Origin of the sequence: Pseudomonas sp. CC6-YY-74 (assembly GCF_002025205.1) — a bacterium.
Taxonomy (GTDB): domain Bacteria; phylum Pseudomonadota; class Gammaproteobacteria; order Pseudomonadales; family Pseudomonadaceae; genus Aquipseudomonas; species Aquipseudomonas paeninsulae.
Window position 1 is genome coordinate 3,600,678 of the sequence record NZ_CP019947.1, and the last position, 20,410, is coordinate 3,621,087.

Consider the following 20,410-nt stretch of genomic DNA (forward strand, 5'->3'; position numbering starts at 1 on the left):
TGAGGCTACTCGCCTGCCTGCGGCCGTCATGGCTGCAAACGGGCGAGCAACCCCGGGCTCAGGCAAGCGCCTGAGCCCGGCGCTCGATCAATAGATGTCGAAAGCGAAATACTGGCTGACAATCTGCTGATAGGTGCCGTCGGCGCGAATCGCCGCCAGGGCCTTGTTCAACCGCTCACGCAGCGCCTGATCGTCCTTGCGCACGGCGATGGCCACATCGGCATCGCTGCCCTGGATGTCGCCGAGCAGCTTGCAGCAGTCCTTGCCACTCTGCGCCAGCCAGTCGAGCAGCGGGAACTTGTCATGCACCACCGCATCCAGGCGACCGTTGGCCAGATCGTTATTGGCGTTGTCCTGGGTCGGATAGAGTTTGACCTCGGCACCCACTGCGCCATAGACGTCCTCCGCGTAGACCCCCTGGGTGGAGGACGACTGGGCGCCCACGATCTTGCCGGCGAGCGAAGCCGCCGTGGTGTCGGCCAGCGTGGAGTCCTTCGGCACCGCCACGGCGAGGCGGGTACGGTAGTAGCGATCGGTGAAGCCAATCTGCTTCTGCCGTTCCTCGGTCACCACCATAGACGCCACCACGGCATCGTACTTCTTGGCCATCAGGGCCGGGATGATGCCGTCCCAATCCTGCGCGACCAGGGTGCACTCCACCTTCATTTGAGCGCACAGCGCGTTGGCGATATCCACATCGAAGCCATGCAACTCATTGTTCGAGTCGACATAGTTGAAGGGCGGGTAGGCCCCCTCGGTGGCGATACGCAACGGCTCCGCCTGCGCGGCGCCCAGGGCGCCGAAGGTCAATGCGCACGCAGTTGCTAGACCCATGATTCGCTTCATGCTTCACCTCTACATTGTTGTTATGGATTTTTTGCTGAATCCCGGCGACGTGGTGTAGCCGACAAACTCGTTATGCAGCGCGGCAGTGGCGTCCAGCCGCGCTTCAACTTCGGGGCCCAGGTTGCGGAACACCTCGTTGACCAGCAGGTGCACCAGCGACAGCATCGCCGCCGTCGACTCCCAGAACAGATTCATCTCGGTGGGCACGCGGAACACCTCATCGGCATGCGCGTCCGCCCACTCGCAGTAGGGATCGGTCACCAGCGTCACCGCGATGCCCGCCTCGCGTGCCTTGCGACACAGCATCTGGGCGTGCTGCGAATAGCGCCGGGCCTCGAACACCAGCAGTGCGGCCTGCCCCGGCTGACTGAGCAGCACTTCGCCAAAATGCCCGGAAGCACCATCGACCAGCTGCACCCCATCGCGCAGGTACTGCAGCAGATGCACGGCCGACACGGCGATGCCGCGCTCGGTCTGAAAACCGGCGACGAATACCCGCGGGGCCGTCGCCAGGCGCCGAGCCACGGCCTGCCACTGGAGGCTGCGGCTATGCTCGTAGACTTGCACCAGTGCCGCGATTTCCTGCTCGAGACTGCGCGAGGCACGCTGCGAATCCTGGTCGCTGTGCTGTCGGAACTCCTTCAGGCGATCGCCGATCAACCAGGGGCTATCGCCCAGGTCATCCTTCAGGTCGTTCTTCAGGGCCTTGAAGTGGCTATAACCCAGGGAACGGCAGAAACGGCCGACCGTGGACTCACTCATGCCCAGTTTGTCCGCGATGGCGACAGAGGTCTGAAAAGGCAGCTCATGCAGATTGGCCAGCATGTAATTGGCAATCGCACGCCCCGCTGCGGTCGAATGTTCCAGGCTGTGCTCGAGACGCTGCTTGATCGATTGATTCATGAGTGACTCCCGTTCACGATTAAAATGAATGTTTTCTGTCATTACGTCAATGATTGACAGATAGCTGGCACAATCAGCTAGTGGCCAGCGCACAGCATGCGCACCAAGGCACGCCTCAACCCGCCGCTCAGAGCATTCCGGAGAAGCCTCCCATGACACCCGACGCCCCGATTGAAACCATCAGCTTTGCCGAACTGAGCGCGCTGCTCGCCGCCATCTTCGAGCGCCACGGCACCTCACCCCAGGTCGCACGCTGCCTGGCTGAAAACTGCGCCAGTGCTCAGCGCGACGGCTCCGACAGCCATGGCATCTTCCGCATTCCCGGCTACCTGTCGAGCCTGGCCAGCGGCTGGGTCGATGGTCAGGCCGAGCCCTTGGTGGAAGACCTGGCACCGGCCTTCGTCAGCGTCGACGCGCGTGGCGGCTTCGCCCAGCCGGCACTGGCCGCCGCCCGAGCGCTGCTGGAAGAAAAGGCCAGAACGGCGGGTATCGCCCTGCTGGCCATCCGCAACTCTCACCACTTCGCCGCACTCTGGCCGGATGTCGAGCCGTTCGCCCAGCAAGGCCTGGTCGCCTTGTCCTTCGTCAACAGCTTCGCCTGCGTGGTCCCCCACGGCGGCCATAGCGCGCTGTTCGGCACCAACCCGATCGCCTTCGCCGCGCCGCGCGCACAGGGCCTGCCGCTGGTGTTCGACCTGGCCACCAGTGCCATCGCCAACGGCGACGTGCAGATCGCCGCCCGCGAAGGCAAGCAGCTGCCGCCAGGCTATGGCGTCGACCAGGCCGGCCAGCCCACGTGCGATCCAAAGGCCATTCTCGACGGTGGCGCTTTGTTGCCCTTCGGCGGTTACAAAGGATCTGCCCTGTCGATGATGGTCGAACTGTTGGCCGCCGCACTAACCGGAGGACACTTCTCCTTCGAGGTCGACTGGTCTGGCCATCCCGGCGCCCAGACGCCCTGGACCGGACAGTTATTGATCGTCATTGATCCTAGCCATGGCGCAGGCAGCAATTTCGCGGCCCGTACCGAGCAGTTGATTGCCCGCATGCAGACGACAGGACAGCAGCGCCAACCGGGCGACCGCCGTTATCGGCAGCGGGCCGAGGCCACGCTCAACGGCATCCGCCTGCCCGCGGGCGAACTGACCAATTTGCGGCGGCTGGCAAGCGCCGACGGGTAAAGCAGCCTGGGCGGTTCTTTCCTGCAACCAGCGTGAGCACGCGGCTGATTCATGCCCGATAGTCGAGCCCATTGCACCTGCCGAGTGCGTGTCGGCAGGTACCCCCCTCCCCGTTGCTGTTACCACTTCTCCCACCTAGCTAGCACAAACCCCAAGCTGGGCTAGGCTTAAATACACGCGCAGCGCAGCCGTGCACGGTTATCGCTGGCTGGCGTGCTTATTGCTTTTGGTTATGTTCATAACAGCTGCTCGTACCTATAAGTGAGCGAGACGGTTGACTGAAGCAGTCAGGTGAACGCCAAGAGCTGGACGCCTGTTTTGATGGGAAGCTGGGGAGGATTATGGCTGAGCAAGCTGGTGACAAACCGTTTCTACAATTCACTAATGTGAAGAAGACCTACGACCACAAAACCCTGGTGGTCAAGGATTTCAACCTGGAGGTGGCCAAGGGCGAATTCATCACCCTGCTCGGCCCCTCCGGTTCCGGCAAGACCACCTGCCTGATGATGCTCGCCGGTTTCGAGGACGTGACCAGCGGCGAAATTTTGATCAACGGCCGTTCGGTTACCAGCATCGCGCCCTACGCCCGCAACATCGGCATGGTGTTCCAGCAGTACGCCCTGTTTCCGCACATGACCCTACGCGAAAACCTCGCCTACCCGCTGAAAATCCGCAAACTGCCCAAAGACGAAATCAAGGCCAAGGTCGACGAGTACCTGTCGCTGGTCGAACTGCTGGATTTCGGCAATCGCTTTCCCGGGCAACTGTCCGGCGGCCAGCGCCAACGCGTAGCCCTGGCCCGCGCGCTGATCTTCGCCCCGGATATCGTCCTGATGGATGAGCCACTCGGCGCCCTCGACAAGAAGCTGCGCGAACAGATGCAGTTCGAGATCAAGCGCCTGCACGAGCAGCTCGGCTTCACGGTGATCTACGTCACCCATGATCAGACCGAAGCCCTGACCATGAGCGACCGCATCGCCGTGTTCGACAGCGGCATCGTCCAGCAATGTGCCGCGCCCCATGTGCTTTACGAGCGCCCGGCCAACCTGTTCGTGGCCGACTTCATTGGCGAGAGCAACAAGCTCAAGGGCACCATCGAGTCGGTCGGCGACGACACGGTCGACGTGCGTCTGGAAGATGGCGGCCTGATCAGCAGCCTGAAGGCCAACTGTTGCGACGTCGGCCTGCCGACCACCGTTTCGATTCGCCCGGAAAAACTCACCTTCACCGACCGTCTCGGCAATGCCGGCAACCAGGTCAAGGCGCGCTTCGTGACCCGTCATTATGTCGGCGAATACATTCGTTACCACTTCAAAACCAGCGATGGGACCGAGCTGGTGGTGAAGAACCTGAACGACAGTTCGGCCCCGCAGTTCAGTCACAAGGACGAGGTCGCTCTGGCCTGGCTACCCCAGGACAGCCAGGCGCTGGACCGACCAGCCACTTCGACTACGCAATAACCACACAACTAAAAGCAATGGAGCACAGCAATGGCTAGATCACTGACCACCCGCTTTTCCACATTCGCTTTGGCTGCAGCGTTAGGCACGGCCACCTTCACGGCCAGCGCCGCAGAAAGCCTGACCGTGGTCTCATGGGGCGGCGCCTATGGCGCGGCACAGAAAACCCACATGATCGACCCGTTCCAGAAGGACACCGGGGTCAAGGTGCTATTCGAGGATTACTCAGGCGGTGTCGCCGAGATGAAAGCTCAGGTCGAGTCCGGTAATATTCAGTGGGACGTGGTCGACCTCGAAGTCATCGACCTCGAGCGCGCCTGCTCCGAAGGTCTGCTTGAGGTCATCCCGCAGGACATCCTGCCGCCCGGTGTCGATGGCACCCCCGCGGCACAAGACTTCATCCCCGAAGCCCTGGCCAACGAGTGCGCAGTCGGCAATATCGTCTGGTCGGTGGTGTTCGCCTACAACAAGGACACCATCGGCGGCACCGAGGCAACCTCGATCAATGACTTCTTCGACACCAGCAAAATCCCCGGCAAACGCGCCATGCGCAAACGCCCGCAAGTCAATATGGAGTGGGCGCTGCTGGCCGACGGGGTAGCTCCAGCCGAGGTCTACGAAGTGCTGGCGACCCCCGAAGGTCAGCAACGCGCCTTCGACAAGCTGGCCACGATCAAGGACGACGTGGTCTGGTTCGACTCCTGGTCGCAGGCACCCCAGCTACTCAACGACGGCGGGGCGGTACTGGTGCAATCGGCCAATGGCCGCTTCTATGACGCCATCCGCCAGGAAGGCAAGCCCTTCGTCATCGTCTGGGACGGTCACGTCTATGACCTCGATGCCTGGGCGATCCTGAAAGGTTCACCGAAGAAAGACCTGGCCTTGAAGTTCATCGCCTACGTCACTCAATCCAAGCCACTGGCCGGCATGTCAGATGTCGCCTACGGCCCGACCCGCAAGTCCTCGGCCCCGATGATGGACCCGGCGGCTGCACCGCACCTGCCGACCGCGCACCTGGATAAAGGCATCCAGGCCGGTTCGGAGTTCTGGGCGGATTACGGCGAGTCGCTCGGCGAGAAATTCAACGAGTGGCTGTTGAAGTAATACCTGCGTGTGCCCCTCTCCCGCAGAGAGGGGCACTGCCATCGCGCCGTCGAGGAGTCGCTGCTTGTCATCCCTTACCACCACCGAAGCCGGCCAAGCCGCCAGCGCCCGCAGCAAGAAACGCCTGACTGCCTTTCTTTTCGTGGTGCCGTTGCTGGCCTTCATTCTGCTGACCTTCGTTGCGCCCATCGGCAGCATGCTCTGGCGCAGCGCACATCACCCGGCCGTGGCCGAACTGATCCCGCTGACCCTGGTGGAACTGCAACGCTGGGACGGCAAAACAGTACCCGATGAAACCACCCTGAATATATTTGCCCGCGAGCTGCATGGCCTGGCCAAGGAGCGCCTGTCTGGCAAGCTGTCCGAGGAGTTCAACCGGGCCTATACCGGCATGTCCAGCGTGGTCAAATCCACCGCCCGACGCGTCGGCCGACTCAAGGTCGAACAGCTTGAGAGCCAAGGCGCCGAGACCCTGCTGCAGGCACATCGCAACTGGAGCAAACCCGAGGTCTGGCATGCCATCGAACGCGCGGGCAAGGTCTACACCTACGACTATTACCTGACCGCCCTGGATCTGGAACTGGATCCGGAGCACGGCATCCAAGTGCGTGAAGACACGCAGATTTACCTGCAGCTGTTCGGCAAGACCCTGAACATGGCACTGGTCATCACCCTGTTCTGCGCCCTGCTCGGCTACCCGCTGGCTTACTACCTGGCCGGCCTGCCGGAAAACCGCGCCAACCTGCTGCTGGTGCTGGTGCTGCTGCCGTTCTGGACCTCCCTGCTGGTGCGCACGACGGCCTGGATTGCGCTGCTGCAGACCAACGGCGTGATCAATTCATTCCTGCTCGGCACCGGCCTGATCGATGAGCCCTTCGAGATGCTCTACACCTCGTTCGCCACCATCATCGCCATGACCCATATTCTCCTGCCGTTCATGATCCTGCCGCTGTACAGCGTGATGCGCGGCATCGACCCTAGCTACTTGCGTGCGGCCATGTCACTCGGCGCCAAGCCGATTCCGGCCTTCGCCCGGATCTACTTCCCGATGACCTTGCCGGGCCTGAGCGCCGGCGCGCTGCTGGTGTTCATCATTTCCGTGGGTTACTACATCACCCCGGCGCTGGTCGGCGGCACCGATGGCCAGATGATCAGCAACATTATCGCCTTCCACATGCAGCGCTCGAACAACTGGGAACTGGCCGCCGCGCTGGGTTCCTTGCTGCTTGGCCTGATCCTGCTGCTGTACTGGGTGTACGACCGTTTCGTCGGCGCCAGCAATATCAAACTGGGATAGAGGGTCTGTTCCTGTTTCGTTCGCGGCTGCGCCGGAGCCAGTTTTTGCGCGGAGCAAGGCATGAGGAGAGAAGTTTGGTCATTCCAAATGAACGACGAATAACGCAGCACCGCGCAAAAACTGGCCCGGCCCTCCGGGTTGCGCGGCAAATGGTGCCATGCGGCGTTGCGGGACTTGGTAAGGGAACACCATTCCCGGCGTCCCGCGCCTAGCCTGGCACCATTTGGCGCAGCAACGCGGCTCACGAACGAAACAGGAACAGGCCCTACATGAAAATCCCTAGCTACTTTGGCTTCTGGCACCACCTCGGCGCCTGGCTGTTGAAAACCAGTTCCTGGCTGGTGCTGTTGTTTTTGATCATGCCGATCGTGGTGATCATTCCACTGTCCTTCAACGTCGAGCCATTCTTCAGCTTCACCGAAGGCATGCTCACCCTGCAGCCGGAAGCCTATTCGCTACGCTGGTACCGGGAAATCTTCAATGACCCGAAATGGATCCTGGCGATTCAGAACAGCTTCCTGATCGGCATCTGTGCCACCGTGCTCGCCACTGTATTCGGTACCTGCGCCGCCGTTGGCCTGTCCCGTGACGACATGCCCTACCGCCGTTTCATCACCGCTTTGCTGCTGTCGCCGATGATCGTGCCTTTGATCATCACGGCTGCCGGGATGTTCTTCTTCTATTCCAACCTGGGTCTGGCCGGCAGCTACCTGGGGGTGATCCTGGCCCACGCGGCGCTGGGCACGCCCTTCGTGATCATCACCGTGACCGCAACCCTGACCGGTTTCGACTATTCCCTGGCGCGCGCCGCGATCAATCTCGGCGCCAGGCCGTTGCGGGTGTTCTTCGACATCATCATGCCGCTGATCCGTCCCGGGGTGATCTCCGGTGCGTTGTTCGCCTTCATCACCTCGTTCGACGAAGTGGTGGTCATCCTGTTCATGGCCGGGCCGCAGCAACGCACCATTCCCCGGCAAATGTTCTCGGGCCTGCGCGAGCAGATCAACCCGAGCATCCTGGCCATCGCCACCCTGCTGATCCTGGTATCCATCGCCCTGCTGGTAACCATTGAGCTGCTGCGCCGCCGCGCCGAGCGCCTGCGGGGCATCGAGTTGATCGAATAACTCGCTCATGCTTTAACTAAGCGCTTTGCGCTTTCGCCGCCACACCGCCTGGGATTAGAATCGACGATCTCCTGCCCCACCCCAGGCGGATTCTTGAGCCCAGCCGAGCCGGCGCCGACCCCGCGCCAGCCTCCGCCCCAGCCCGGCAAATGGTCACTTCCGTTTGCCTTGGGCCTGAACCCAGCTCAACATACGCACCAACAGCCCGTTGCGCGTACAGCGCCGTCGCCCACGCGACCGCACTGAACGCCCGACCTGAACAGCCTTTGCAGGATTAACGCCATGCCTGATTACCGCTCGAAAACCTCCACCCACGGCCGCAACATGGCCGGCGCCCGCGCCCTCTGGCGCGCCACCGGGATGAAGGACGAGGACTTCAAGAAGCCGATCATCGCCATCGCCAACTCCTTCACCCAGTTCGTGCCCGGCCACGTGCACCTGAAGGACATGGGCCAGCTGGTCGCCCGCGAGATCGAACGCGCGGGCGGCGTGGCCAAGGAATTCAACACCATCGCCGTGGATGACGGCATCGCCATGGGTCACGACGGCATGCTCTATTCGCTGCCGAGCCGCGAGATCATTGCCGACTCCGTCGAGTACATGGTCAACGCCCATTGCGCCGACGCCATCGTCTGCATCAGCAACTGCGACAAGATCACCCCCGGCATGCTGATGGCCGCGATGCGCCTGAACATTCCGGTGGTGTTCGTTTCCGGCGGACCGATGGAAGCCGGCAAGACCAAGCTGGCCAGCCACGGCCTGGACCTGGTCGACGCCATGGTGATCGCCGCCGACGACAGTGCCTCGGATGAGACAGTCGCCGAGTATGAGCGCAGCGCCTGCCCGACCTGCGGCAGCTGCTCCGGCATGTTCACCGCCAACTCGATGAACTGCCTGATGGAAGCCTTAGGCCTGGCCCTGCCAGGCAACGGTTCGACCCTGGCCACCCACAGCGACCGCGAACAGCTGTTCCTGCAGGCCGGGCGCACCGTGGTCGAGCTGTGCAAACGCTATTACCAGGAAGACGATGCCTCGGTGCTGCCGCGCAACGTGGCCAACTTCAAGGCCTTCGAAAACGCCATGACCCTGGACATCGCCATGGGTGGCTCGACCAATACCATCCTGCACCTGCTGGCCGCCGCCCAGGAGGCGGAAATCGATTTCGACCTGCGCGATATCGATCGCCTGTCGCGCAAAGTGCCGCAGCTGTGCAAGGTCGCACCGAACATCCAGAAGTACCACATGGAAGACGTGCACCGCGCTGGCGGCATCTTCAGCATCCTCGGTTCCCTGGCCCGCGGCGGCCTGCTGCACACCGACCTGCCGACCGTACACAGCAAGAGCATGAGCGAGGCCATCGCCAAGTGGGATATCACCCAGACCGACGATGAAGCCGTACACACCTTCTTCAAGGCCGGGCCCGCCGGCATTCCGACCCAGACCGCGTTCAGCCAGAGTACCCGCTGGGACACCGTGGATGACGACCGGGAAAACGGCTGCATCCGCTCGGTGGAGCATGCCTACTCACAAGAAGGCGGCCTGGCCGTGCTCTACGGCAACATCGCCGTCGACGGCTGCGTGGTGAAGACCGCCGGGGTGGATGAATCCATCCACATCTTCGAAGGCAATGCCAAGATCTTCGAAAGCCAGGACAGCGCGGTACGCGGCATCCTCAATGACGAAGTCAAGGCAGGCGATATCGTCATCATCCGCTACGAAGGCCCGAAAGGCGGTCCGGGCATGCAGGAAATGCTCTATCCGACCTCGTACCTGAAGTCCAAGGGCCTGGGCAAGGACTGCGCCCTGCTCACCGACGGGCGCTTCTCCGGTGGCACCTCAGGCCTGTCCATCGGTCATGCCTCGCCGGAAGCCGCTGCGGGCGGCGCCATCGGCCTGGTGCGCGAAGGCGACAAGATCCTGATCAACATCCACGAGCGCTCGATCAACCTGTTGGTCAGCGACGAGGAAATTGCCCACCGCCGTCACGAACAGGACAAGAAAGGCTGGAAGCCGGTCGAAGCGCGTCCGCGCAAGGTCACCACCGCGCTCAAGGCCTACGCCCTGCTCGCCACCAGCGCCGACAAGGGCGCGGTGCGCGATAAGGCGCTGCTGGACAAGCTGGTGCCGTAACGCGTCGCGCAGACCAAAAAGCCCGGCCTAGTGCCGGGCTTTTTATTTCAGGCCCTAGCTCACGCCCATGTAACGCCCGGCGCGGTGATTGATCGCCAATACCATGTTCAGCGCCACCGCGCCGAGGATCGACAGGGCGACCTTGTCCAGCGGCACGATGAACACCGCCGCCAGCACGATCGCCACGTCGATACCCATCTGGATCTTGCCGGCGCGCAGGCCGAAGCGGTCCTGCAAGAACAGCGCGAGGATATTCACCCCGCCTAGGCTGGCGCGATGACGGAACAGCATCAACAGCCCCAAGCCCATGGCGAAACCACCGAACAAGGCCGCATAAACCACATTCAGCTGGGCGAAGCCGATCCACTGCGGGGTCAGTTCGGCCAACAGTGACACCAGGCCGACCGCGCAGAAGGTACGCAAGGTGAACTGCCAGCCCATCTGCCAGATGGCCAGGGCATAGAACGGCAGATTGATCAGGAAGAACGACCAGCCGAATGACCAACCGAGCAGGTACTTGAGCAGGAAGGCTACGCCCACGGTACCGCCGGTCAGCAGCCCCGCATGACCATACAAGGCGATACCCAGCGCGACCATCATGGTGCCCATCAGCAGGGCCAGAGCATCCTCCCACAGAGGGTGACGCATGAAAATCGCGGCAATGGCATCCGCCTGAGGGCTGTCGGAGTCGACTCCACGCATGCTGTATGACCTGTGATTGCTGTTACTGAAGGGCCAAGCATAGCCCTGTCACGCACGCGCCGAATTGGCTGGGGTCAAGAAAGCGGCAGAGCGCGGCACCTCAATTCAGGCGCAGCAGCTCGATGCGCTCAACGCCGGGTCCAGGTCTCGAAGGTGTAGGCCGGCGATTGCTCCAGAGGCGCAAAGGTCTCGGCGGCCGTGCGCTGCCAGGAACCAGCGTCGAATTGCGGAAACCAGGCATCGCCCTCGGGGCTTAATTCGACCCGGGTCAGGTACAGGCGCGCGGCCAATGGCAGCGCCTGCATGTAGAGCTGCGCGCCGCCGATCAGCATCAGTTCGTCGACACCCTGCTCGCGCGCCCACTGTTCGGCCCGCACGATGGCCGCCTCGAGCGAGGCGAAGACTTCCGCACCCTCGAACTGCACGCCGGGCTGGCGACTGACCACCAGGTTGAGCCGGCCCGGCAAGGGCCGGCCGAGGGAGTCCCAGGTCTTGCGACCCATGATGATCGGCTTGCCCAGCGTCAGCGCCTTGAAGTGCTTGAGGTCGGCCGGCAGGTGCCAGGGCAGTTGGTTGTCGCGGCCAATCACGCGGTTCTGCGCGAGGGCGGCGATCAGGCAGAGGGGCAGATAATTTTTCATGGCGGCGAGCATAGCAGAGCAACCTGTGCCCGTGCAGCCGGCCACGGACAGACAAGGTTTAGCCCAACGCGACAGCACAGGTTATGCTCAGACTCGACCTGGCCAACGAGACGCCGCGTGACTGCCGACTCTGTTCCGAACAAACTCCAGCGTCTCTGGCTAAGCGAAACCATTCGCCTGCGCGAAGAGCACGCCGGCCCACTGGAAGACCGCGAAGCCAACCGCCGCGCCCAGGCTGGCGGCGGCGATCTGGCCGAACGCATCCAGGCCCGCGCCCTGCTGCTCGCCGAGCGCGACGGCCAGACACAGGCGCTACGCCACTGGCTGCAGGGCGCCCGTCTGGCCTTGGCGGCGCTGCTGGTACTGGCCCTGCTCAGCGGCATTGGCCTGGCGGTGGCGGCTCTCGGCGACGGCCAGCGTCCGGTCAATGTGTTCTGGGCCCTGGGTAGCCTGCTCGGCCTCAACCTGCTGCTATTGCTCGGCTGGATTCTAAGCCTGCTGCTGGCTCGCGACAGTACTAGCGCCCTCGGCCGACTGTGGTTGTGGCTCAGCGAAAAACTCGCCCGCGACGCCCAGGCGGCGCAACTGGCGCCAGCGTTACTGCTACTGCTGCAACGCCAGCGCCTGAGCCGCTGGGGTCTCGGCATGCTGGCTCACGGTCTGTGGCTGCTGGCCCTGTTGGCGGCACTGCTGAGCCTGCTGGCGCTGCTCGCCACCCGCCGCTACGGCTTTGTCTGGGAAAGCACCATCCTCGGCGGCGAAACCTTTATCGGCCTGACCCAGGCCCTAGGTGCGCTGCCAGCGCTGCTCGGTTTCAGCCTGCCGGATGCCGACCTGATTCGCGCCAGCGGCGACAGCGCCTTGCTCAGCGAAACCGCACGCCACAGCTGGGCCGGCTGGCTGGTCGGCGTGCTGCTGGTCTACGGCCTGCTGCCGCGCCTACTGCTGGGATTGTTCTGCCTGTGGCGCTGGCGCCGCGGTTGCACGAGCTTGCGCCTGGACGTCGACTTACCTGGCTACAACCTGCTGCGCGAGCGCCTGCAACCGAGCAGCGAGCGCCTCGGCGTAAGCGATGCGGCGCCCGCACAGTTGCCGCCGCCAACCGCCGGCAGCAACGCCCAGGGCAGCCAGGGTGCAGTGCTGGTCGCCATCGAATTGGACGAGCGGCGCCCGTGGCCACCGGTATTGCCCAAGGCCATCAGCGACGCCGGGATGATCGACAGCCGCGAACAGCGCCAGCGCCTGCTCGAACAACTCACCCGCTTCCCTCCGGCGCGCCTGGCGATTGCCTGCGACCCGCGCCGCTCGCCGGATCGCGGCAGCCTGGCGCTACTCGGCGAACTGGCCCGCACGGCAGCCGCCACGCGCATCTGGCTGCTGCCGGCACAACCCGGCGAAGCCCTGGACAGCGAACGCCTCGGCGACTGGCACAGCGCCCTGGACCAGTTGCACCTGGCGCACAGTGACAGTGCCCCGCTGAACTGGCTGGAGACAGGCCATGACTGACATCGACAAAGGCGTAGCCCGGAGGCAATCCGGGCGCTTTATCCCGCTCGGCAAGCCTCCCCGGATTGCATCCGGGCTACCAGAGCGACGCAGACCTTGCGCATGCACATGGCAACTACGGGGGCGACGATGAACCACCCGCTCAAGCTGGCCGTGGTCGGTCACACCAATGTCGGCAAGACCTCGCTGCTGCGCACCCTGACCCGCGATGTCGGTTTCGGCGAGGTCTCACATCGCCCCAGCACCACCCGCCATGTCGAGGGTGTACGCCTGTCGGTGGACGGTCTGGCGCTGTTGGAGCTGTACGACACCCCCGGCCTGGAAGACGCCATCGCCCTGCTCGACTACCTGGAACGTCTGGACCGCCCCGGCGAACGCCTGGATGGCCCCGCCCGGCTGGCGCGCTTTCTCGATGGCAGCGAGGCGCGCCAGCGTTTCGAACAGGAGGCCAAGGTGCTGCGCCAATTGCTCGCCTCCGACGCCGGCCTGTATGTGATCGACGCCCGCGAGCCGGTACTGGCCAAGTACCGCGACGAACTGGCGATACTCACCATGTGCGGCCGGCCCTTGCTGCCAGTGCTGAACTTCGTCGCCGGCCATCAGCACCGCGAAGACGACTGGCGCGAGGCTCTGGCCCGCCTTGGCCTGCATGCGCGGGTCGCCTTCGACAGCGTGGCGCCGCCGCTGGATGGCGAACGCCGCCTCTACGAGAGCCTGGCCCTGCTGCAAGAAAAAGCCCGGCCACAACTGCAACGGCTGATCGACGACCACGAGGCGCAGCGCCAGGCCCGCCGTCACAACGGCACCCGCCTGATCGCCGAACTGCTGCTCGATTGCGCCGCCTGCCGGCGTAGCGTGGCGGCCCAGCCAACCCTGGAACAGGGCGCGATCCGCGAACTGCGCGAAACCATCCGCCAGCGCGAGCAGCGTTGCGTCGAAGCGTTGCTACGGCTTTACGCCTTCCGCCAGGACGACGCCAAGGCCGAAGCAGTGCCATTGCTCGACGGCCGTTGGGGTGACGACCTGTTCAACCCGGAAACCCTCAAGCAGCTCGGGGTCAAGGTCGGCGGCGGCATGGCCGCTGGCGCCGCCACCGGAGTTGGCATCGACCTGCTGGTCGGCGGCGTCACCCTCGGCGCCGCGGCCGTCCTCGGCGCCCTGATCGGCGGCAGCGCGCAGACCCTGCGCGGCTATGGCACCCGCCTGAAAGGCAAGCTCAAGGGCCAGCGCGAACTGACCGTGGACGACGCCGTATTGCGCCTGCTCGCCCTGCGCCAACAATTACTCCTGCAAACCCTGGAAGCCCGCGGCCATGCGGCGGTGCAGGCCATCACGCTGCCCGCACCGCAAGAGGCGCTATGGCGCGAGGGCAAACTGCCCGACGCCCTGCACAAGGCCCGCGCCCATCCCGAATGGTCCTCACTCAACCCAGGCGCCCGCCTGCAACAGGCAGAACGTCAGGAGCAGGTCGAGGTGCTGAGCGCGACGTTGTCGGCGTCGTAGCCAGATAGAAGCCGAGGGGCGTGCGTACACTCCGCCCTGGCTTGCACCCGTAGATGGCCTGTTGTTGCAATGGGCACCGCCGTGCTGTGCTGCAGCAGGCCCTCGCTAGGCGTCCAATGGGTGGAGATATGGATATAGCGCGACCACAGATGGCCTCATCCTCATCGATGGCAGCACGTCTGAGGTGGTTGATGGCGGTCGTTGCCCGGCAGGCAGTTTCCGCCCCGTAGCAGGCGTTGGTCACCGGCAGAAATCGACCACAAGCGGACCGTCCGCCCTATAAATAAATCCGTTCCCTTTCCTCCGTTTCCTCTTTAGGCGCGGGCGCCTGGGGAGCCGCGAGCGTTCTTCTTCTGCAGGATCATCGACGCTTCGTTGTAGGCATGCTGGAAGGCGTCGCCGCCGATCCATTCCACTGCCGTGTTTTCGTCTTCATCGTGGAAGATCCCGCGATAGGTAATCAGCAGGCCCATCATGAAGTCGGTGGCCGCGTCTTCCGCCTCCTCAGCGACCACCAGTTCCAACACCGGGTATTGCAGGAACACCACGCACATCGCGATCAGACTGATGCCTTCGCCGACTTTCATCGCTTGGAACAGGTCGTCGAAGTGCGCCGGGTCGAAACCGTTTTCTTCGATGTCTTTGAAATCGAAGGTGCTCAGGTCGATTTCGACATCATCGAACGGTTCGTTGATCAGCGGATTGGCCAGCAGCGGATGTACGACATTGGCTTGGGACTTGCCCGAACGGTTCTGCTTGGCCTTGACCTTGGCCCGCTGGGCGCGTTTTTTCTGTTTATCTGGGGAGGCCATGGAGGCGAGTTCCTTGTCCAGTGCAGCCATATTCATGGCCCGGGATAATCGTGCGCACATTGTATTCAGTCTTGGCTGGGTTCGTCGGCCAAAGGGGGGGAAGATTTATTTTTCCTGCTCTGAACGTCCGCCCTATACATAAATCCGTCCCCTTTTCACCGTTTGCTATGACTCAGAGTGCGTTCAGGAAGGAGTCGAACTGGCAGACATGGCATTTGGTGTTCGTCATCCCTCACTGTTCCAGGACCATCATCATGCAAGTACCGACCGTGGAATTCTCCGAAGTCCGGGTCGCAGCCCTTGAGCATTGCGGGCCAACGAAGCTTATCGATAAGAGCGTGGGCAAATTTATCCAGTGGCGTATGCAGAGCGGACCGTCGCCGCTGGCATCGAGCCGCACCTTGGGCATTCCCTACGGCACCCCCGCTACCCCACCTGCGCAGGCATTGCGCTTCGCCATGTGCGGCGAGCGTCACGAGGCCGTGGCGCCGTATGGGTTCGGCATTCGCGAGATGGTCATCCCTGGCGGTCGCTACCTAGTCGTGCGCCTCTGCAGTGCTGCCATCTTTTGCGTCGCGCATTGTCAGCCGCGCGCCGCCGGAGACGGTCGCAGTGGTCGAGGATTTTTTCACCTTTTCTCAGAGGCTGATTTCAACGCAGCATGGCCGAGCGCAGTAATTTGTAAATACCCTTTCAGGGCCTTCCCAGGTACAGCTCCAACACCTTGCTCCAGTCAGCGTCGTTCGTTATACGCAGCACTTCCTGGCTGAGCCGCTCGCGGTAAGGGCTGCCGTTGGCCAGGGCGAACGCGTAGGACTGGTTCTCGAAGGTGCCGGCCAGCATGCGCAATCCACCCTCGCCTAGCTCGCCATTGCGGTACTGCATGATCGGCAGGTCGTAGACCACTGCATCGGCCTCGCCCTGCTGTACCGCGCGCATCGCCTCGAGCAGGCCGGGGTAATCGCTACGGCGAATCCGCAGGCTGTCCAGGTAGCGGGCACTGATGGTGCCTTCGATAGTCGCCACATGAGCCCGCCGCAGATCCTCCGGCCCCTGGATTCCGCCCTGCAGGTTGCCCACCGTGAGCGCGCTGGTCACCGCCGCCGTGAAGGTCGACACCATGATCAAGCCGGCGAACATCCACACCAGGCCAATCAGCCGCCCGCCCAGGGTCACCGGCGCCTTGTCGCCGTAGCCGACCGTGGTCATGGTCACTGCCGCCCACCAGAAGCTGGAACCCAAGCCTTGCACCGGGGTGCCGCCGAACTGCTCCTGATTATGCCGCCGCTCGAACAGCCAGAGCAGGCCGCCAACGACCAGCATCAACACCGCCAGGCCGAGGATCAGGCTGACGAACTGCCAGGACAGCAAACCCTTGACCGCCGCCCAGCCACTGCCATCGCCACCCTTCGGTACGCCGATGGCCAGCCCGGTGCGATAGAACGGATGAGTGAAGTCGAAGCGCTCCTCGCGCTCGGCGGTCATGGTCAGGGCGCCGACTACCACATCCAGTTGATCGTCCTCCAGGCTCGGCAACAGGTGCTCGAACGGCATCGGCAGCAGCTCGTAGCGATAGCCCGACTGCTCGGCGACCGCCTTCCACAGATCGATGCTGATGCCGCGCCAACTGCCATCGGGCTCGCGGATGACGAACGGCGGCACCTCGTTAATGCCCACCCGCAAGACTGGCGCGCTCGACTCCTGCGCAGCGGCGGGCAACCCCATCAGACACAGCAGCAGAATGATCAAAATCCTAGGCACAAGCAGACTCCTCCCCAACCAACAAAGTGTCAGGGTAACAAAACTACCGGCAACGCTTGCGGCCCGGTTGCCGGCCTGCTCCCGTGCATGATCGCTATCGGCCTGGTGTTCTTCGGCTGGGCGCTGCGGCGTTTGCACAACAGCCTAGGGCCTAGCGCCAGAGCACTAGACCGCGACCGGCGCACTGATGTGCGGATGCGCCTGGTAGCCGAGCAGTTCAAAGTCCTCGAACGTGAAGGCGAAGATGTCCTTCACTGCCGGGTTGAGTTGCATGGTCGGCAGCGGCAGCGGCTCGCGGGACAGTTGCAGGTCGGTCTGTTCGAGATGGTTGGCGTACAGGTGGCAGTCACCGCCAGTCCAGATGAACTCGCCCGGCTGCAGGCCGCAGACCTGGGCGACCATCAGGGTCAACAGCGCATAGCTGGCGATATTGAAGGGCACGCCGAGGAAGATGTCGGCCGAACGCTGGTACAGCTGACAGCTCAGCTTGCCGTCGGCGACGTAGAACTGGAACAGCGCATGACAGGGCGGCAGGGCCATCTGCTCGACCAGCGCGGGATTCCAGGCCGAGACGATCAGGCGGCGCGAGTCCGGATTCGTCTTGATCATCTCGATCAGCGTGCTGATCTGGTCGATCGACTGGCCATTCGGCGCCGGCCAGTTGCGCCACTGATAGCCGTAGACCGGGCCAAGGTCGCCGTTCTCGTCGGCCCACTCGTCCCAGATGCGTACGCCGTTGTCCTTCAGGTACTTGATGTTGGTGTCGCCCTGAAGAAACCACAGCAGCTCGTGGATGATCGATTTCAGGTGGCACTTCTTGGTGGTGACCAGGGGGAAACCCGCGGCCAGGTCGAAGCGCATCTGCTGGGCGAACAGGCTGTAGGTGCCGGTGCCAGTGCGGTCGTTCTTGAAGGTGCCGGTGTCGCGCACCAGGCGCATCAGGTCGAGGTACTGTTTCATCGGACGGCTCCCTGGGCGGCATGGCGGTGGTAGGCGAACCAGATCAAGCCGAGGCCGCCGAAGATCATCGGCAGACTGAGTACCTGGCCCATGGTCAGCCAGTTCCAGGCGAGGTAACCGAGCTGAGCGTCCGGCACCCGGACGAATTCGACGATGAAGCGGAAGATCCCATAACTCAGGGCGAACATGCCGGACACCGCCATGGTCGGCCGCGGCTTGCGCGAGTAGAGCCAGAGGATGACAAACAGGGCCACGCCCTCCAGCGCGAACTGGTAGAGCTGCGAGGGGTGGCGCGCCAGTTGCTCGGGATCGGTCGGGAAGATCATGGCCCAAGGCACGTCGGTGGCCTTGCCCCAGAGTTCGGCGTTGATGAAGTTGCCGATGCGCCCGGCACCCAGACCGATCGGCACCAGCGGCGCGATGAAATCCATCAGCTGGAAGAAGCTCTTGCCGTTACGCAGGCCGAACCACCAGGTCGCTAGCATCACGCCGATAAAGCCGCCATGGAACGACATGCCGCCCTTCCATACCTGCAGGATCAGGCTCGGCTGGTCGATGTACGAGGCCAGGTCATAGAACAGTACATAGCCCAGGCGTCCACCGAGAATCACCCCCATGGCCACCCAGAACACCAGGTCGGAGAGCTTTTCCTTGTTCCAGCTCGGCTCGAAGGCATTTAGCCGGCGCGACGCCAACCACCAGGCGCCACCGATGCCGATCAGGTACATCAGGCCATACCAGTGAATCTTCAATGGTCCCAGGGCAATTGCCACGGGGTCGATCTGCGGGTAAGCCAGCATGTTAATTCCTCACATCAAAAAATTCACGCCAACGCTGAATAGCAGCAAGGCGAACAGGCGCTTGAGCAGGCGGGGCGACAGACGATGCGCCAGGCGTGCACCAAAACGGGCAAAAAACATGCTGGTGGCGGCAATCCCGGCCATGGCCGGCAGATAGACGAAGCCCAGGCTCCACTGCGGCAATTGCGGGCTGTCCCAGCCCAGCCACATGAAGGTCAGCGCACCGGCCACGGCAATCGGCAGGCCGCAGGCCGCGGAAGTGGCCACCGCCTGCTGCATAGGCACACTGCGCCAGGTCAGGAAGGGAACATTGAGCGAACCGCCGCCAATCCCGAAAATCGCCGAAGCCCAGCCAATCACCCCGCCGGCGACGGCCAACACCAGCCTGCCGGGGACCGAGCTGCTGGCCTTGGGTCGAAGATCCAGGGCCATCTGCAGGGAGATAAGGATCGCGAATACGCCGATGATCTTCTGCAGCTGCGGCCCTTTAATCGCCGCGGCGGTCATCGCCCCCATGGCCGCGCCCAGCAGGATGCCCAGAGTCATCCAGACGAAGATCGGCCAGCGCACCGCGCCTCGGCGATGGTGCTCCAGTATCGAGTTGACCGACGTGAAGACGATGGTCGCCAGAGAAGTCCCCACCGCCAGATGGGTCAGTACCGCTGCATCGAAACCCTGGGCGGCGAAACTGAATACCAGCACCGGCACGATGATGATCCCGCCACCGACACCAAACATGCCGGCCAGCACGCCGGCAGCGGCGCCGAGCACTAAATACAGCAAGATTTCCATCGCCACCCCCGAAAACAATGCGCAATGGTAATCGTCGCAGGCAGATGCGGGAAGCGCGAAGCTGAAGCCGAGACTTGCGCAATCGGGCAGCTGCGCTTCAATCTTAGTACCTCAAGCTTACTGCCCCCCGATAGGATTCCCATGTGCCTGATCGTATTCGCCTGGCGTCCAGGCCACGAGTTGCCACTGGTCATGGCAGCCAACCGCGACGAATTCTATGACCGCCCCAGCTTGCCGTTGGCGCAATGGCCGGACATGCCTGGGGTGATCGCCGGGCGCGACCAACAGGCCGGGGGCACCTGGCTGGGCATCGGCGCCAAGGGCCGTTTCGCCGCGCTGACTAATATCCGCGACCCCCGCCAGCCGCCGCGAGGTCGCTCCAGGGGCGAACTTCCCATCCAGTTCCTGAGTGGCCCGCTCGGCCCAGAAGCCTTTTTGCGCGAGCTAGCGCAACGCGCCGGGGACTATTCTGGTTTCAACCTATTACTCGGCGATCAGCAGCAGCTCTGGCTGCTGAATTCGCGCGCAGGCGAGCCCGTGCAACTGACGGCGGGGCTCTACGGCCTGTCGAATGCCGAACTGGACACACCCTGGCCCAAGGTGGAAAAAGCCAAGGCGCTGCTCGACGAGTGCCTGATAGCGCCGCAGATTCCGGCGTTGCTGGACCTGCTCCATGACCGCCAACAAGCCGAAGACGCTCGCCTACCCGACACCGGCATGGGTTTGAATACTGAACGCCTGCTCTCGAGCATTTTCATCGCCACCCACAGCTATGGCACCCGTGCCAGCACGGTGCTGCTGGTCAAGGCCGACGGTTCGCGAACCCTGGTCGAGCGCAGCTACGGCCCCTTGGGCGGACAGCTGAACGAGGTGAGGATCGAGCGCTAG

18 protein-coding genes and 1 pseudogene are annotated in these 20,410 nt (G+C 63.3%); 10 read left to right on the top strand and 9 right to left on the bottom strand.

The window, feature by feature from the left end; genetic code table 11:
* Positions 1-87: 87 nt before the first annotated feature.
* The gene (locus B2D37_RS16330; protein WP_079203677.1) at positions 88-846 is read right to left on the bottom strand and encodes an ABC transporter substrate-binding protein; all 759 of its coding nucleotides are present in this window, start codon (positions 844-846) and stop codon (positions 88-90) included.
* A gap of 9 nt (positions 847-855) precedes the next feature.
* Entirely contained in the window at positions 856-1,749 is an 894-nt protein-coding gene (locus tag B2D37_RS16335) for a MurR/RpiR family transcriptional regulator (protein ID WP_079203678.1), read from the bottom strand.
* Positions 1,750-1,901: 152 nt separating this feature from the next.
* Here B2D37_RS16335 and B2D37_RS16340 point away from each other — a divergent pair, with 152 nt between their 5' ends.
* The 6 genes from B2D37_RS16340 (at position 1,902) to ilvD (ending at position 10,045) form a co-directional block, all read left to right on the top strand.
* On the top strand, positions 1,902-2,930 hold the full coding sequence (locus B2D37_RS16340; protein ID WP_079203679.1) for an Ldh family oxidoreductase: 1,029 nt from the start codon (positions 1,902-1,904) through the stop codon (positions 2,928-2,930).
* A gap of 341 nt (positions 2,931-3,271) precedes the next feature.
* Positions 3,272-4,390 (top strand): ABC transporter ATP-binding protein, encoded by a 1,119-nt coding sequence (locus B2D37_RS16345; protein WP_079203680.1) that lies wholly within the window; start codon positions 3,272-3,274, stop codon positions 4,388-4,390.
* Positions 4,391-4,420: 30 nt separating this feature from the next.
* Positions 4,421-5,494 (top strand): ABC transporter substrate-binding protein, encoded by a 1,074-nt coding sequence (locus B2D37_RS16350; protein ID WP_079203681.1) that lies wholly within the window; start codon positions 4,421-4,423, stop codon positions 5,492-5,494.
* A 64-nt stretch (positions 5,495-5,558) separates the two neighbouring features.
* Positions 5,559-6,791, top strand: a complete 1,233-nt coding sequence (locus B2D37_RS16355; RefSeq protein ID WP_079203682.1) for an ABC transporter permease — start codon at positions 5,559-5,561, stop codon at positions 6,789-6,791.
* Between the two features lie 269 nt (positions 6,792-7,060).
* Positions 7,061-7,915, top strand: a complete 855-nt coding sequence (locus tag B2D37_RS16360) for an ABC transporter permease (protein ID WP_079203683.1) — start codon at positions 7,061-7,063, stop codon at positions 7,913-7,915.
* A gap of 282 nt (positions 7,916-8,197) precedes the next feature.
* Entirely contained in the window at positions 8,198-10,045 is a 1,848-nt protein-coding gene (gene ilvD / locus B2D37_RS16365) for a dihydroxy-acid dehydratase (RefSeq protein WP_079203684.1), read from the top strand.
* A 54-nt stretch (positions 10,046-10,099) separates the two neighbouring features.
* On the opposite strand, the gene B2D37_RS16370 is transcribed toward ilvD, so the two are convergent.
* Positions 10,100-10,747 (bottom strand): YitT family protein, encoded by a 648-nt coding sequence (locus B2D37_RS16370; RefSeq protein WP_079203685.1) that lies wholly within the window; start codon positions 10,745-10,747, stop codon positions 10,100-10,102.
* A 128-nt stretch (positions 10,748-10,875) separates the two neighbouring features.
* Positions 10,876-11,400, bottom strand: a complete 525-nt coding sequence (locus tag B2D37_RS16375) for a dihydrofolate reductase (protein ID WP_079203686.1) — start codon at positions 11,398-11,400, stop codon at positions 10,876-10,878.
* Between the two features lie 105 nt (positions 11,401-11,505).
* Between B2D37_RS16375 and B2D37_RS16380 the strand changes: the two genes are divergently transcribed.
* Positions 11,506-12,894 (top strand): DUF2868 domain-containing protein, encoded by a 1,389-nt coding sequence (locus B2D37_RS16380; protein WP_079203687.1) that lies wholly within the window; start codon positions 11,506-11,508, stop codon positions 12,892-12,894.
* Between the two features lie 129 nt (positions 12,895-13,023).
* Entirely contained in the window at positions 13,024-14,397 is a 1,374-nt protein-coding gene (locus B2D37_RS16385; RefSeq protein WP_079203688.1) for a GTPase/DUF3482 domain-containing protein, read from the top strand.
* 314 nt (positions 14,398-14,711) lie between these two features.
* On the opposite strand, the gene B2D37_RS16390 is transcribed toward B2D37_RS16385, so the two are convergent.
* A complete protein-coding gene (locus B2D37_RS16390; RefSeq protein ID WP_079205006.1) occupies positions 14,712-15,209 on the bottom strand; it encodes a hypothetical protein in 498 nt (165 codons plus the stop codon).
* A gap of 161 nt (positions 15,210-15,370) precedes the next feature.
* On the opposite strand from B2D37_RS16390, the pseudogene B2D37_RS23800 reads away from it, so the two are divergent.
* Positions 15,371-15,757, top strand: a pseudogene (locus B2D37_RS23800) (GyrI-like domain-containing protein); the annotation flags it as partial.
* Between the two features lie 145 nt (positions 15,758-15,902).
* On the opposite strand, the gene B2D37_RS16400 reads toward B2D37_RS23800, so the two are convergent.
* The 4 genes from B2D37_RS16400 to B2D37_RS16415 all read right to left on the bottom strand — a co-directional run bounded on the left by B2D37_RS16400 (position 15,903) and on the right by B2D37_RS16415 (position 19,522).
* Positions 15,903-16,970, bottom strand: coding sequence for a transporter substrate-binding domain-containing protein (locus tag B2D37_RS16400; protein ID WP_256573089.1), 1,068 nt, complete (start codon positions 16,968-16,970; stop codon positions 15,903-15,905).
* A 165-nt stretch (positions 16,971-17,135) separates the two neighbouring features.
* Entirely contained in the window at positions 17,136-17,930 is a 795-nt protein-coding gene (locus B2D37_RS16405) for a thymidylate synthase (protein ID WP_079203690.1), read from the bottom strand.
* Positions 17,927-18,730 (bottom strand): prolipoprotein diacylglyceryl transferase, encoded by an 804-nt coding sequence (gene lgt / locus B2D37_RS16410; RefSeq protein WP_079203691.1) that lies wholly within the window; start codon positions 18,728-18,730, stop codon positions 17,927-17,929. The genes B2D37_RS16405 and lgt overlap by 4 nt, the downstream gene beginning before the upstream one ends.
* Positions 18,731-18,739: 9 nt before the next feature.
* Complete coding sequence (locus tag B2D37_RS16415) at positions 18,740-19,522, bottom strand: sulfite exporter TauE/SafE family protein (RefSeq protein ID WP_079203692.1); 783 nt, start codon at positions 19,520-19,522, stop codon at positions 18,740-18,742.
* A gap of 141 nt (positions 19,523-19,663) precedes the next feature.
* Here B2D37_RS16415 and B2D37_RS16420 point away from each other — a divergent pair, with 141 nt between their 5' ends.
* Entirely contained in the window at positions 19,664-20,410 is a 747-nt protein-coding gene (locus B2D37_RS16420) for an NRDE family protein (protein ID WP_079203693.1), read from the top strand.